The organism is Bradyrhizobium sp. 18BD (assembly GCF_054185225.1).
This window is the reverse complement of sequence record NZ_JAVAYL010000021.1, coordinates 86,436-101,347: the sequence shown is the minus strand read 5'-3', so window position 1 is coordinate 101,347 and position 14,912 is coordinate 86,436. Positions and strand designations below refer to the sequence as shown.

Annotated in this window: 12 protein-coding genes; 3 read left to right on the top strand and 9 right to left on the bottom strand. The window is 64.4% G+C overall.

Going from position 1 to position 14,912, the window contains the following annotated elements:
* Window positions 1-43: 43 nt before the first annotated feature.
* From RAD16_RS31690 to RAD16_RS31680, 3 genes are all read right to left on the bottom strand, one after another.
* Window positions 44-859: a tetratricopeptide repeat protein gene (locus RAD16_RS31690; RefSeq protein ID WP_458161751.1), complete on the bottom strand. Its 816-nt coding sequence runs from the start codon at window positions 857-859 to the stop codon at window positions 44-46.
* An 85-nt stretch (window positions 860-944) separates the two neighbouring features.
* Entirely contained in the window at window positions 945-2,447 is a 1,503-nt protein-coding gene (locus RAD16_RS31685; RefSeq protein WP_458161750.1) for a metallophosphoesterase family protein, read from the bottom strand.
* Between the two features lie 291 nt (window positions 2,448-2,738).
* On the bottom strand, window positions 2,739-2,942 hold the full coding sequence (locus tag RAD16_RS31680) for a hypothetical protein (protein WP_092032077.1): 204 nt from the start codon (window positions 2,940-2,942) through the stop codon (window positions 2,739-2,741).
* Window positions 2,943-3,143: 201 nt separating this feature from the next.
* Between RAD16_RS31680 and RAD16_RS31675 the strand changes: the two genes are divergently transcribed.
* Both RAD16_RS31675 and RAD16_RS31670 read left to right on the top strand, forming a co-directional pair.
* Window positions 3,144-4,517, top strand: coding sequence for a leucyl aminopeptidase family protein (locus RAD16_RS31675; protein WP_458161749.1), 1,374 nt, complete (start codon window positions 3,144-3,146; stop codon window positions 4,515-4,517).
* On the top strand, window positions 4,510-5,352 hold the full coding sequence (locus RAD16_RS31670) for a C40 family peptidase (RefSeq protein WP_458161748.1): 843 nt from the start codon (window positions 4,510-4,512) through the stop codon (window positions 5,350-5,352). The genes RAD16_RS31675 and RAD16_RS31670 overlap by 8 nt, the downstream gene beginning before the upstream one ends.
* Before the next feature lie 100 nt (window positions 5,353-5,452).
* Here the strand turns inward: RAD16_RS31670 and RAD16_RS31665 are convergent, their stop codons facing one another.
* From RAD16_RS31665 to RAD16_RS31640, 6 genes are all read right to left on the bottom strand, one after another.
* Window positions 5,453-7,090 (bottom strand): ABC transporter ATP-binding protein, encoded by a 1,638-nt coding sequence (locus RAD16_RS31665; RefSeq protein WP_458161747.1) that lies wholly within the window; start codon window positions 7,088-7,090, stop codon window positions 5,453-5,455.
* A 7-nt stretch (window positions 7,091-7,097) separates the two neighbouring features.
* Window positions 7,098-8,276 (bottom strand): ABC transporter permease, encoded by a 1,179-nt coding sequence (locus tag RAD16_RS31660; protein ID WP_458161745.1) that lies wholly within the window; start codon window positions 8,274-8,276, stop codon window positions 7,098-7,100.
* Complete coding sequence (locus RAD16_RS31655) at window positions 8,276-9,385, bottom strand: microcin C ABC transporter permease YejB (RefSeq protein WP_458161744.1); 1,110 nt, start codon at window positions 9,383-9,385, stop codon at window positions 8,276-8,278. Before RAD16_RS31655 ends, RAD16_RS31660 begins: the two co-directional genes overlap by 1 nt.
* Before the next feature lie 2 nt (window positions 9,386-9,387).
* Window positions 9,388-11,262 carry an extracellular solute-binding protein gene (locus RAD16_RS31650; protein ID WP_458161743.1) on the bottom strand — a complete coding sequence of 625 codons (1,875 nt, stop codon included), beginning with the start codon at window positions 11,260-11,262 and terminating at the stop codon, window positions 9,388-9,390.
* Window positions 11,263-11,276: 14 nt separating this feature from the next.
* Window positions 11,277-13,172 (bottom strand): extracellular solute-binding protein, encoded by a 1,896-nt coding sequence (locus RAD16_RS31645; protein ID WP_458161742.1) that lies wholly within the window; start codon window positions 13,170-13,172, stop codon window positions 11,277-11,279.
* Between the two features lie 211 nt (window positions 13,173-13,383).
* Complete coding sequence (locus RAD16_RS31640; protein WP_458161741.1) at window positions 13,384-13,941, bottom strand: c-type cytochrome; 558 nt, start codon at window positions 13,939-13,941, stop codon at window positions 13,384-13,386.
* A 220-nt stretch (window positions 13,942-14,161) separates the two neighbouring features.
* On the opposite strand from RAD16_RS31640, the gene RAD16_RS31635 reads away from it, so the two are divergent.
* A complete protein-coding gene (locus tag RAD16_RS31635; protein ID WP_458161739.1) occupies window positions 14,162-14,902 on the top strand; it encodes a 3-deoxy-manno-octulosonate cytidylyltransferase in 741 nt (246 codons plus the stop codon).
* Window positions 14,903-14,912: the final 10 nt, after the last annotated feature.

The following is a 14,912-nucleotide window of genomic DNA, read 5'->3' as shown; positions in this document are numbered from 1 at the left end:
GACCGCAAGCGGTCCGCCCGGCAGCTTCAAGAATCTAATCTGATCAGTCGGGCTGGCTGAGCGAGGCGACCGGCGTCCGCTTCGGCGCGCCGCGCGGGGCCTCGTTGCGGTTCAGCATATCCTTCAGATATGCGACATTGGCCGCGGCCTGGTCCGGCGGCAGGTCCGCTTTCACGATGGTCTCGGCTTCCGCGAAGCGGCCCTGGAGACCGACGACGAGACCGAGATTCTGCCGCACCCGGCTGCTGGCGCGCGGCGAGGCATAAGCCTGCCGCAGCGCCTCTTCGGCCTTGGGCAGATCCCGCGAGAGCATGTAGGACAGGCCGAGATTGGAGAGCACGCCGGGATCACCCGGCGCGATCTTCAGCGCGCTCACATAATAGGAACGCGCTTCCTCGTGGCGCCCCATCTGGTCGAGCGCGGTGCCCTGCACCGAGAGCAGGCGCCAGTCCGGATTATCGGGCGAATGCGCCTTCGACAGCACGTCGAAGGCCTGCTGGAAATTACCGTTGTCGGCGAGCGCGCGGCCATACTGGGCCAGCAGAGGCTTGTTGCCGGGATTGGCGATGGTCGCCTGTTCGAGCACGGCGGCGGCCTGGGCACGCTGGCCGTTGGCGCGCAGCGCCTGGCCATAGCCGAGCGCGGCCTCGGCGTCCTTGGGCTTGGCGCGGTAGCGCTCGCCATAGACTTCGACGGCGCGCGCCGGATCGGTGGGGGCGGCCTCCGCCCGCGGCGACCCGATCGAGCCGGTGACGTCGGAAAACTTCGGCATGGATGAGCAGCCGCCGAGACCCGTGGCAACCATCGCGACGAGCGAAACAGACGCGAGAAGCCGTGCAGGACTGAACCGTTGACGCATGACGCCTTAACTCTCGAGCGGATGGATCGAGCCGAACGCGTCAGCAATAGACCGTTAACCCTAATGGCCGGTTAACGCTGTTCCCTCACGGCGGCGCTTGCGGCGGCACCTCCCCGCCGAAGCTCAGATCCAGGCCGAGCGCCTTCACCTGCTCGTTCAGGTCCCGCAGCAACAACAGCCTTTGCCGCATATGAGCGTCGAGATTGGTGCCCGCACACGGCTGCCCGGGCCATTCGCGCCGGAGGTCCTCGCGGTTGACCAGGCGCCTTGCGACGAGTTCGTCGAGCTGAAATGGGTCGATGCCGAGCGCACCGGCGGAGTGCGCGATCAACCGGCGCAGCAGCCCGGCCGTCGCGGCGAGCGCCTCAACGTCACGCTTGCGGCCGGACCTTCCGAGCTTGTCTTCGAGATCGGTCATGGCATGCAAGGTCACGAGATAGACATAGAGCGCGTTGGTCCAATCCGTCTCGGTATCGGCATAGAAGGCGCGGCGCATCAGCAGCCGGCGAACCAGCGCCGCGATTTGATCCCCCTTCAGTGTCGCCAATGAAGCAATCTCGATGGCCGCCTGGACGGCCGGGTCACGGGCGTAATCGCGCCCTGCTGGCAGGCGGATGACACCATCAGACAGGTTGGAGTCGAGCAGGTGAAAGCCACCATTGTTGCGCGGGCGCGAATAGCGCGCGATCGCAAACCCGTATTCGACAGCGCTGCCCGCGAACATCGGCCCGAAATGGATGATGTTGAAGCCGGCATCGTCGCCGGCCTGCCCCGTCGATGACGGACAGGACAGCACGTAGATCGTGCGCCAGAACGCTTCATCGCCCGTGCTTCGCGTCGCACGCGGATCGGGAATCGAATAGCGGGTCAGCCCCTCGACATGCCGGTGGCCGTGCAGGACCAGATTGACGTTGAGCGAGGTCGCAGCTTCGAGAAGGGTCGCAGGCGCGGCGAGATACATCACCGGCTCATCCGGCACGCCGAGAAACCGTTTGCCTTCGCCGGTTGCCTGCGGCAGCGGATGATGGTGCAGCGCCAGCACTCGCACCAGGTTTTCCGCAGGCTCTGCATAATCGGCGCGCCCCGAAGACCCCAGGCTGCCCGCGAGCTCGACACTCAACCGGGCAGAGCCCGCGACCATCGCATTATAAGCGGTCTCGTCGATATTGCCGCGCGCAAGCGTCGTGAGGCTGGCGCGGTTGGAATCCAGCAGCACCAGATCGAGGCCGGCCTGGCGATAATAGACGCTCTTCGAGGTCCGCGGCAGGTGCAGGTAATCATAGACGTCGTGACGGCCGGCACGCTGGCTCGCCCGCTTGACGTCGTGATTGCCGGCAACCGCCTGGATGTCGGTGAACAGCCCGGTCTGCCGGAACGACGCAATGACGGCGAGCGCCTCGGCGAGCGCATGCGGCGTCGGATCATCGACGAGATCGCCGGTGATCAGCAGGATGCGATCGGGAATGTCAGCGAAGCCCGCCATTCTCTCGCGCAGCGCAGCGCCGAGGGCTTCGATCGTCGCAAGCAGCCGCCCTGACCCGTCCAGATGCAGGTCGGAGATCTGCGCAATAACGAACGATCTATCCATGTTGCGCCGCTCATTGCGAATGCTGCGCCGCCCAAACGATGAGAGAAATGCCGTCGACGAGAAGCTTCAGGCCGGTCTCGGCCCGGGGAGGGATGACTCCAGGCAGGTATCAATCGTGTGCCGTTGCGCTTCCACACGCGATGCGTGCGAGGCCGCACGGAACAATTTAAAATATCCGTCGATCATGCCACAACCGCAGCGCTAGTAAAGCCCTGCGGCCGCGCGCGTGAACGGCAGTTCTCAGCGTGGGAAGCTACGGAATCCGGCCGCCCGAGGTTTCGCTTCGCCCGATCAATATTCGATGGCCATCCGCTTGCGGATTTCGTCGATGCGCTTGTCGAGTGCATCGAACCGCGCGTGAACGGAGCGGTCGTGCAGATAGAAGACGTAGCCGCCGGCCAGGAACGCGAAGATCCAGTGATGGTGTTCGACATAACCAAAGATCGCCTCGACGGCCTGGCCGATGAACGTGACCACGCTCCACACAAACTCCATTGCTCTCCTCCCGGCAGGATTTGCTTCGGCGGCCCACGCTTCACCACGTCAGGCCGCCGTTTTCCGGAACCTAGCATGGCCCCCCGGTCGCGAGTAGCGGCTCGCCAAACGGTGACGGCAAAGCCGATTGCGGCAACGGCCAAACTCTGCGAAGTCTGCTCCATTCGCTCATCAGCTTGAACTGACGATCCGGACCCGCCAATGCCTTCTGTCTTCGAGACGTCGCCGACCGCCATCCCGATCACCTTCGTCACCAAGTCGAGCTGGAATCAGATCGCCGAGACGCTGCCACCGGCGCAACGCCAGTTCGCCACCGCGAGCGCCTTTGCCGGCAAGCCCGGCGGCTATCTGGCGCTGCCGGCGCCCGACGGCACGATCGCGCAGGTGCTGTTCGGCCTCGAGGACGAGGGTGCGAGATCGCGCGACCTGTTCCGGCCGGGCGCCCTGCCCGGCTTGCTGCCGCCGGGCATCTATCGCTTTGCCAATGCACCGCACGATGCGCGACTGGCGGCGCTGGCTTTTGCACTGGGCTGCTACCGTTTCGCCCGTTACCGAAAGGCCGATCGCCCCGATGTCCGCCTGGTGCCGCCGGATGGCGTCGATGCCACCGAGATCGATCGCATCGCTGACGCTGCGATGCTGGCGCGCGACCTCATCAACACGCCGTCCAACGACATGGGTCCGGCGGAGCTGGCCGCGGCGGCGCAGTCACTGGCTACCGAATTCGGCGCGAGCTTCGCCTGCACCGTCGGCGAGGATCTGGAGAAGAACTTTCCGCTGATCCATGCCGTCGGCATGGCCTCCAGCCGCGCACCGCGGCTGATCGATATCGGCTGGGGCGATCCCGGCCATCCCAAGGTGACGCTGGTCGGCAAGGGCGTCTGCTTCGACACCGGCGGGCTCGATCTGAAACCGTCGAGCGGCATGCTGATCATGAAGAAAGACATGGGCGGCGCCGCCAACGTGCTGGCGCTCGCGCGCATGGTGATGGATGCCAGGCTGAAGGTCCGGCTGCGCGTGCTGATCCCGGCCGTGGAGAACGCGGTCGCCGGCAATGCCTTCCGCCCGCTCGACATCTTTACCTCGCGCAAGGGCATCACGGTGGAGATCGGCAACACCGACGCGGAAGGGCGCCTGGTGCTCGCGGACGCGCTGGCGCTGGCCGATGAGGAGAAGCCCGACCTGCTGATCGATCTCGGCACGCTGACCGGCGCGGCCCGCGTCGCGCTGGGGCCGGATTTACCGCCCTTTTACACCAATGATGAGACGCTGGCCGCCGACGTCGCGCGCTGCGCGGTGAGGGAGAACGATCCGTTGTGGCGCATGCCGCTATGGCCGGCTTACGATGCGTGGCTGGACTCCAAGACCGCCACCATCACCAACGCACCATCAGGCGGCTTTGCCGGCTCGATCACCTGCGCGCTGTTCCTGCAGCGCTTCGTCGAGCACGCCAAGAGCTGGCTGCATGTCGACATCTACGGCTGGACGCCGTCGGCAAAGCCCGCGCGTCCCGAAGGTGGCGAATGCCAAGCGGCACGCGCCATCTATAAAGTGCTGAGCGAGCGCTATGCATGACAAGCGACTGACGCCGGCGCGGGGCGACCTCGCCGCAAAATATCTCGAAGGCAAGGTGCAGGCGGATCGCTTCGTCACCGGCGAGGAGTTCGAGGTGACCGCGCCGCTCGCGCCGGTGCGCGAGCAGCCGTCGTCGGGCGCGATGCTGATGACCGAAGCCCTGCGCGGCGAGCGCGTCACGGTCTACGACCGCAACGGCGAAGGCTGGGCCTGGGGTCAGCTCAATGGCGACGGCTATGTCGGCTGGCTGCCAGATGCCGCGCTGATGAAGCCGGCGGCAACGCCGACGCACAAGGTGAGCGCGCTGCGAACGCTGGCTTTCCCCGGTCCCTCGATCAAGCTGCCGCCAGCCGACACGCTGGTGCTAGGATCGAAGCTCGCGATCGTCCGCGAGGACGGCAGCTTCGCCGTCGCGCGCGACGGAACGTTCCTGCCGAAGTCGCATCTCGCTCCGCTCGATCATCGCGAGCCGGATTTCGTGGCCGTCGCCGAACGCTTCGTCGGCACGCCCTATCTCTGGGGCGGCAAGAGCAGCCTCGGCATCGACTGCTCGGGCCTGGTGCAGGTTTCGCTGACCGCCGCCGACATCGGCTGTCCGCGCGACAGCGACATGCAACTGGCCGGTCTCGGACGCGCCCTTGAGCCGCATGAGCGGAGCAGCTTGCTGCGCGGCGATTTGATCTTCTGGAAGGGCCATGTCGCGATCGTCCGCGACGCCAGCACCATGGTCCACGCCAACGCGCATCACATGGCGACGGTGATCGAACCGATCGAGCCGGCCATTGCGCGGATCAAGGCGGCCGGCAGCGAAGTCGCCGCGATCAAGCGGCTCTAGCGCAAATTTCGTAGGATAGGTAGAGCGAAGCGAAACCCATCATTCGCACCGCGTGCCGCAATGCGATGGGTTTCGCTGCGCTCTACCCATCCTACCAAAACTACGTCGCCGCTGCCCCGTTCCCGGCCGTCTCCAGCCGGAACGCTGCCGCGAACAGCGCGCGCGTGTAATCGGTCTTGGGATTCTTGAACAGCTCGGCGGCCTGGCCTTCCTCGACGACCTTGCCGCCGCGCATCACGATGAGGTGGCTGGCGAGCGAGGCGACGACGCGCAGATCGTGCGAGATGAACATGTAGGTGAGCTCGCGCTTGCGCTGGAGTTCGCGCAGCAGGTCTACCATCTGCGCCTGGAACAGCATGTCGAGCGCGCTGGTCGGCTCGTCCAGCACGACGAAATCCGGCTCCAGCACCACCGCACGCGCGATGCTGATGCGCTGGCGCTGGCCGCCGGAGAATTCATGCGGATAGCGATACCGTGTATCCGGCTTCAACCCGACATCCTCGAGCGCCTTGACGACACGCGCCTCGCGCTCCTCACGCGACAGTTTTGGCTGATGCACGGAGAGGCCTTCGCCGATGATGTCGGCAACCGACATGCGCGGGCTGAGCGAGCCGAACGGATCCTGGAACACGATCTGCATGTCGCGCCGGAACGGCCGCATCTCCTTGAAGCGCAGACCCTGGATGTCTTTTCCTAAGAATACGATGCGTCCGTTCGAGGAGATCAGGCGCAGCAAGGCCAGCCCGAGCGTGGTCTTGCCCGAGCCGGATTCGCCGACGACGCCAAGCGTCTCGCCCTTGCGCACGGCGACGCTGACGCCGTCGACCGCCTTGATGTGACCGACGGTCTTGCGCATCAGGCCGCGCTTGATCGGGAACCAGACCTTCAGATCATCCGCCGACATCACCACTGGCGCATCCGGTTGCGGCGGCGCCGGATCGGGCTTCGGCTCGGCCGCGAGCAGATCGCGCGTATAGGGATGTTTCGGGGTCTTGAAGACCTGTTCGACCGGCCCTTGCTCGACGATCACGCCGCCCTTCATGACAGAGACGGTGTCGGCGATGCGGCGCACGATGCCGAGATCGTGGGTGATGAAGAGCAGGCTCATGCCGAGCCGGGCGCGGATCTCGGCGAGCAGCGCCAGGATCTGCGCCTGCACGGTGACGTCGAGCGCCGTGGTCGGCTCGTCCGCGATCAGCAAATCAGGCTCGTTGGCGAGCGCCATCGCGATCATCACGCGCTGGCGCTGGCCGCCGGAGAGCTGGTGCGGATAGCTCTTCAGCCGCGTCTCGGGTTCGGGAATGCCGACCTGGGTGAGCAGCTCCAGCGTCCGCTTGCGCGCCTGCGCATTGCTGGTCGGATTGTGCAGCTGGATGATCTCGCCGATCTGCGCCTCGATCGTGTGCAGCGGGTTGAGCGAGGTCATCGGCTCTTGGAAGATGATGGAGATGTCGCTGCCGCGAATCTCCCGCATCTGCTGCTCGTTCTGGTCGATCAGCTCCTGCCCCTTGAAGCGGATGCTGCCCGAGGGATGCGAGGCGTTCGGATAGGGCAAGAGCTTCAGGATCGAAAGCGCACTGACCGATTTGCCGGAGCCGGATTCGCCGACCAGCGCGACGCATTCGCCGCGCTTGATCTGGAACGAGACCTTGTCGACCGCGAGCGTGGTGCTGCCGCCCTGATGGAAGGCCACCGAGAGGTCGCGCACGCTGAGCAGGGGCTGGTTGATCGCGTCCATCACGCCCTCACTTGAACGTCTTGCGCGGGTCGAAGGCGTCACGGACGGCTTCGCCGATGAAGATCAGCAGCGAGAGCATGATCGCGACCGAGAAGAAGCCGGTGAAGCCGAGCCACGGCGCCTGCACGTTGGACTTGCCCTGCGACAAGAGCTCACCGAGCGAGGGCGAGCCGGGCGGCAGACCGAAGCCGAGGAAGTCCAGCGCGGTCAGCGTCATCACGGACGACGACACGATGAACGGCAGGAACGTCATGGTCGCGACCATCGCGTTCGGCAGCAGGTGGCGGAACATGATCACCTTGTTCGACACACCGAGCGCACGCGCCGCCTGGATATATTCGAAATTACGCCCGCGCAGGAATTCGGCGCGCACAAGGCCGACCAGCGACACCCATGAGAACAGCAGCAGGATTCCGAGCAGCACGAAGAAGCCTGGTACCAGCACCGACGACAGGATCAGCAGCAGATAGAGCGAGGGGATCGCCGTCCATATCTCGATGAAACGCTGGAAGGTGAGATCGATCCAGCCGCCGAAATAACCCTGGATACCGCCGGCGGCGATGCCCACGACCGAGGAGACGATGGTGAGGCAGAGGCCGAACAGCACCGAGATACGGAACCCGTAGATCAGCCGCGCCACCACGTCGCGCCCCTGATCGTCGGTGCCGAGCCAGTTGTATTCGAGGTCGCGGCAGCTCTTCAGCCCCTTCTTCTCAACCACCGGCTTGCACTGCGCCTCCGTCAGCATCCAGGTCGGCGGCGACGGCGCCGGTGTCGGCAAATCGAGATTGTGGGTGTCGTAGGAGTAGCGGATCAGCGGCCAGATGATGCTGCCGCCCTTGTCCTTGATCAGCTTCTGCAGATAGGGATCGCGATAGTCGGCCGCGGTTTCGAAGTCGCCGCCGAACGTCGTCTCCGAATAGGTGATGAAGGCCGGCCAGTAGAGATGGCCGTCATATTTGATCAGGAACGGCCGGTCGTTGGCGATCAGCTCGGCGAACAGCGACACCACGAACAGGACCATGAAGATCCAGAACGACCAGTAGCCGCGCCGGTTCGCCTTGAAATTTTCCCAGCGCCGCTTGTTGAGCGGCGACGGCGCGAACGACTTGCGCGTGGTCGGCACGGCCTCGCCGAGCGGCGACGTCGTCGTGGTCTCGATCGGGGTCGGGGCGGTCAGCGTCATCAGACCTCCCTCGCCTCGAAATCGATCCGCGGGTCGATCCACATATAGGTCAGATCGGAGATCAGATTGACCACGAGGCCGACCAGCGAAAAGATGTAGAGCGTGCCGAACACGACCGGATAGTCGCGGTTGAGCACGCTCTCGAAACTGAGCAGCCCGAGCCCGTCCAGCGAGAAGATCGTCTCGATCAGGAGCGAGCCGGAAAAGAAGGCGTGGATGAAGGCGCCCGGGAAGCCCGCGATCACGATCAGCATCGCATTGCGAAAGATGTGGCCGTAAAGCACCTGGCTTTCGCTGCAGCCCTTGGCGCGCGCCGTCATGACATATTGCTTGCGGATCTCGTCCAGGAACGAGTTCTTGGTCAGCAGCGTCATGGTCGCGAAGGCGCTGAGGCCCATCGAGAGCAGCGGCAGGGTCAGATGCCAGAAATAGTCGATGATCTTCCAGTACCAGGGAAACTGCGACCAGCCGTCGGAGGTCAGGCCACGCAGCGGGAACAGGTTCAGGAAGGAGCCGCCGGCGAACAGGATGATCAGGAGGATCGCGAACAGGAAGCCCGGGATCGCAAAGCCGATGATGATCACCGCCGAGGTCCAGGTGTCGAAGCGCGTGCCGTCCTTCACCGCCTTGCGGATGCCGAGCGGGATCGAGATCAGGTAGGTGATCAGCGTCAGCCAGATGCCGAGCGAGATCGAGACCGGCAGCTTCTCCTTGATCAGCTGGATCACGCTGACGTCGCGGAAATAGCTCTTGCCGAAATCGAAGCGGGCGAAATTCCACACCATCAGCGCGAAGCGTTCCGGCGCCGGCTTGTCGAAGCCGAACTGCGCCTCCAGCTTCTTGATGAAATCAGGATCGAGCCCCTGCGCACCACGATATTTCGAGTTGATGGCATCACCGCCGGCGCCGACTTGCCCCGGCGCGCGCTGCGCAAAATCGCCGCCGCCGGAAATACGCGAGCTGCCGCCGGTATCGGCGCCCGAGAGCTGCGCGATGACGCGCTCGACCGGTCCGCCCGGCGCGAACTGCACCACGACAAAGGACACGAAGAGGATCCCGAGCAGGGTCGGGATCATCAGGAGGATGCGGCGGGCGATATAGGCGCTCATGACTATTTCGCCTGCTCGAGCTTGGCCGCCTTGGTGCCGTCATGCCACCAGATATCGGGGGCGCCGACGCCGTTGGCGTAGCGCGGCAGCCTCTGCGGATGACCGAACTGGTCCCAATAGGCCAGCCGGTGCGTCTTGTTGTACCATTGCGGCACCCAATAGCGGCCGGCTCGGAACAGGCGGTCGAAGGCGCGGCAGGCGATGGTCAATTCCTCGCGGCTGTCGGCGGCCATGATCTTCTCGATCATGGCGTCGATCGCCGGGCTGGCGACGCCCGCAAGATTGTACGAGCCCTTGGTGGCCGCGACCTGCGACGAGAAGAACGCGCGCATCGCATCGCCCGGCGTCGCCGACATGCTGAAGCGCTGGATCGTCATGTCGAAATCGAAATCTTCCTGACGCGCCTTGAATTGCACCGCATCGACGAGACGCACGCTCGCCTCGATGCCGAGCGTCCCGAGATTCTTGACGTAGGGCGCATGGTGCGGCTGGAACGAAGGCTCGTCCAGCAGGAACTCGATCTTGAACGGCTCGCCGTTCGGCAGCACCCGCTTGCCATCCTTGATCGGCACGCCGGCTTCGTTCAGCAATTGCTGCGCCTTGCGCAGCAGGCTGCGGTCCTGTCCGGAACCGTCCGAGACCGGCGGCGAGAACGGCGCGGCAAACACATCGTCGGGCACCTGGCCGCGGAACGGCTCGAGCAGCTTCAGCTCTTCAGGCGATGGCGGACCATCGCTTGCCATGAGGTCCGAATTCTGGAACGGCGATACGGTGCGGGCATAGGCACCGTACATGATGGTCTTGTTGGTCCACTCGAAATCGAAGGCGTTGGTCAACGCCTCGCGCACGCGAGGATCTCTAAATTTGTCGCGCCGGGTGTTGATGAACCAGCCTTGCGCACCGGACGGCGTATCGTCGGGCACGACCTCCATCTTGACCCGGCCGTCCTTCACGGCCGAAAAGTCATAGCGCGTCGCCCAGAGGCGGGAAGTGAACTCCTCGCGGTAGAGATAATTCTTGCCGGTAAAGCCTTCGAAGGCGACATCGCGGTCGCGATAGAACTCGTAGCGCACGATGTCGAAATTGTAGCTGCCGCGGCACGGCGGCAGATCGGCCGCCCACCAATCCTTCACCCGCTCGAACTCGATGTAGCGGTTGACCTCGAACCTTCCGACCTTGTACGGGCCTGAGCCGAGCGGAGTGTCCAGCGTCGATTCATCGAAGGCCCGCGTGGCGTAATACGCCTTCGAGAAGATCGGCAGGCCGGCGACGTAGAGCGGCACGTCGCGCGCCCGCCCCTTGGCGAAGGTGACGACCAGCGTCGCATCATCGAGAGCCTCCGCACTGACCATGTCGCGCATCTGCACGATGATCAGCGGATGCCCCTTGGTCTTCAGTGACGTCAGCGAAAAGGCGGCGTCGTGGGCGGTGAGCTTGCTGCCGTCGTGGAATTTTGCCTCGGGCCGCATGGTGAAACGATAAACCAGCTTGTCCGGCGATATCTGCACGGATTTGGCAGCAAGCCCGTACATCGCATCCGGCTCGTCATTGGCGCGCACCATCAGCGGCACGAACGTCATGTCCATGCCTTGCGCGCCGTCCCCCTTCAGGATGTAGGCGTTCAGCGAGTTGAAGGTCTGGTAGGACTGATTATAGGCACGCACCGACGGGATCAGCGAGAACGCGCCGCCCTTCGGCGCATCCAGATTGACATAGTCGAAATGGTGGAAGTTCGCGGGATATTTGAGATCGCCGAACGCCGAGATGCCATGGGCCTCGGTGGGCATCTCCGACGCCGCCGCGCCGCGCCATGCGGCGGCGCTCAGCGCACCGCCGACACCGAGAGCCAGCACATGCCGGCGTGAAAGCTGCGCCATGCGCAATTGCTTCCTCAAGAGCGTTTTCCGATCCGCGCCGCCTTCTCCGCGTCGTACCACCACAGCGTCGGCAGGCCGGACCGGCCGTATTTCGGCAGCGGCTCGGCATGGCTGAAGCGGTCCCAGCGGGCATAGCGCGCGAACGGATAGGTGAACTGCGGCACCACGTAGAAATTCCACAGCAGCACGCGATCCAGCGCACGCGTCGCGGCGACGAGGCCGGCGCGGTCCTTGGCGAAAATCACCTTCTCGATCAGGGCGTCCACGGCAGGGTTCTTGATGCCGATCGTGTTGCGCGCCCCCGGTACGTCGGCGGTCTGCGAGCTCCAATATTCGCGCTGCTCATTGCCGGGCGAGAGCGACTCGCCCCACTGGTCGATGATCATGTCGAAGTCGAAGCTGCGCAGCCGATTCTGGTACTGCGCGTCGTCGACCACGCGGACCGACGTGTTGACGCCGATCCGCTCCAGCGAGGGCTTGTAGAACAGCGCGATGCGCTCGGACGACGGATCCTGCACCAGGATCTCGACCGTCAAGACCTTGCCCGAGGCGTCGACCAGCTTGTGGTCGCGGACCTCGAAGCCGGCTTCCTTCAGCAGCCTGGCCGCTTCACGCAGATTGGCGCGCACCGCTTCCGGGCTGCCGCCGACCGGATTCTGGTACGGCGTGGTGAAGACTTCCGGCGGCACCTTGTCCTTCACGGTCTCCAGAATCTGCAGCTCTTCGCCCTGCGGCAGGCCGGTCGCGGCAAGCTCGGTCCCCTCGAAATAGCTGTTGATGCGCTTGTACTGACTGAAGAAGAGCTGCTTGTTCATCTCTTCGAAGTCGAACGCATAGTTGAAGGCCCGCCGCACCCGCGCGTCCTTGAACTGGGGGCGCCTGTTGTTGACCACGAAGGCCTGCATGCGGCCGGAATCGTTGATCGGAAACTCTTCCTTGATCACCCGCTTTTCGGCGACCGCCGGGAAGTCGTAAGCCGTCGCCCACTGCTTGGCGGAGTTTTCCGCGATCCAGTCGGCCTGATCCGCCTTGAACGCCTCCAGCGCGACCTGGTTGTCGCGGAAAAACTCGAAGCGCAGCTCGTCGAAATTGTTCTGGCCGATCTGGCTCGGAAGATTGGCGCCCCAATGATCCTTCACGCGCTCGAGCTTGATCGAACGGCCTGCCACGAATTCCTTGATCCTGTACGGACCGGAACCGAGCGGAATCTCCAGCGTGGTCACGCCGACATCGCGCTTGCGGCCCTGCGCATCGGTGCCTTCCCACCAATGCTTGGGCAGCACGGTCAATTCGCCGACGATGGTCGGCAATTCCCGGTTGCCCGGCCCGTCGAAGGTGAATTTGACGTCGCGCTCGCCGACCTTCTCCGCCTTCGTGACATGGCGGTAGTAGGACGCGTACATCGGGCTCTGTTGCTTGAACGTCTCCAGCGAGAAGATGACATCCTCGGGCGTCACCGGCTTGCCGTCGTGCCAGCGCGCTTCCTTCCGCAGGCGATAGGTGACCCAGGAAAAATCATCCGGATGCTGCGCGGATTCGGCGAGCTCGCCATACTCGGTCGCCACCTCGTCGAGCGCCCGGGTCATCAGCGTTTCGTAGATCATGCCGGCGGCCGGCGCGATGTTACCTTTGATGCCGGAGATGGCGATGTTGAAATTGTCGAACGTGCCGATCGAGATCAGGCGCGCGACGCCGGCCTTGGGCGCGTCCGGATTGACGTAGTCGAAGCGCTTGAAATCGGCGGGGTACTTGATGTCGCCGAACAGCGACAGAGCATGCCGCCAGGGCAACTCTCCCGCCGACTGCGCCCGGGCCACAGAGACGACGGGAAGGCCCGCCACAGAGCCAAGGGCGGGGAGCGCTGCGGCAGCAGTGCCGGTGAGCAGGAGTTCGCGTCGGGTAATGGCCAAATCAACATCCCTGTCTTGAAGGAGGTTACTCCTTTAAGGTCCCAATATAGGCGAGGTTTCGACGGAATATGTTGCTTTTTCCTCATGTTGGAAGCCCGGCCGGCCGATCTGCTGCGGCCAAACGCCCCGATAACGTCACCGCGAGGTCCGGATACGGAAACGGCCAGGCTTTTCAGCCTGGCCGCATGTTCCAGAAGAGGTTTTTGACGCCTTACTTCGACGCCGTCGGGAGCGGCTGCGGATGCTCTGACAGCGAATTCAGATAGGCAATGACGTCGGCGCGCTCGGAGTCCTTCGGGATGCCGGCGAAGCCCATCGCGGTGCCCGGGATGAAACCCTTCGGGCTGGCGATGAACTTGTTGAGGTCGTCGAAGGTCCAGGTGCCGCCCTTGGCCTTCATCGCGGCCGAGAAGTTGAAGCCATTGCGGCCCTCGCCCCGGGCTTCGCCGACGACGCCATAGAGGTTCGGACCGACGCGATTCGGGCCACCCTTCTCGAAGGTGTGGCAGGCGCCGCACTTCTTGGCAGCGGCAGCGCCCTTCTCGACCGAGGCGGTCTGGAGCAGCTTTTCGATCGGCTCGGACGACGCGGCGGCCGCGCCACCTTCCTTGCCGCCGTGACCGGCATCTTCCTTCACGGCGATCTCGAAGCCCGGCTTTTCCGGCATCTTGGGCGCGAACAGCGCACTCGCGGTGAAGCTCGTCACCAGCAGGATGAGACAGGTGCCGAGCACGGCACCGAGAATCTTGTTCAGTTCAAAAGAGTCCATTTCCGGCCAGGCCCCACACCGCAAGAAGGAAACAGCGGCCCAAGCGGCCGCCAGGACGAGCCTCGGGAGAATCAAAACGTTCCTTGTTGTTTCCCCGAGTTTTGCCATTGAGATATCGGTTTGCCCGGGGTCTGGCAACCCGTATAAGCGAGCCGGCTTCGAACCCGTCCCCACCCCATTTCTCGACGCGGAAAACCTCCCGTTTTCAGGCCCTTCAATCATGACCGATCCCCGCATCCTGGTGCTGATCCCGGCCCGCATGGCCGCCACCCGCCTGCCCGGCAAGCCGCTCGCCGACATCGCCGGCCTGCCGATGATCGTGCATGTGATGCGCCGCGCCGAGGCTGCCGGCATCGGCCGGGTCGCGGTCGCGACCGATACGGACGAGATCGCCTCGGTGGTGACCGCCCATGGCGGCGAGGCCGTGATGACCAGATCCACACACCCCTCCGGCTCCGACCGCATCCACGAGGCCATGCAGAAGCTCGATCCGGACGGCAAGGCCGAGATCGTCATCAATCTGCAGGGCGATTTCCCGACCATCACACCGCAGACCATCCGCGAGGTGCTGCCGCCCTTTGACGATCCGGGCGTCGACATCGTGACGCTGGCCTCGCAGATCCACACCGAGGAAGAAGACCTCGCTCCGAGCGTGGTGAAGGCCATCGGGTCGCCGATCGGGCCGCGACGGATGCGGGCACTTTATTTCACCCGCGCCACCGCCCCCTTCGGCGACGGACCGCGTTACCACCATATCGGCCTCTATGCGTACCGCCGCGCAGCGCTGGAGCGCTACGTCTCGCTGCCACGCTCCCCCCTGGAAATTCAGGAAAATCTGGAGCAGCTCCGGGCGGTGGAAGCCGGCATGCGCATCGACATCATCGTCGTCGACAGCGTGCCCCGCGGCGTCGACACGCCGCCCGATCTCGAAACCGCCCGCAGCATCCTTTCCAAATCCTGAGCCGCTGTTA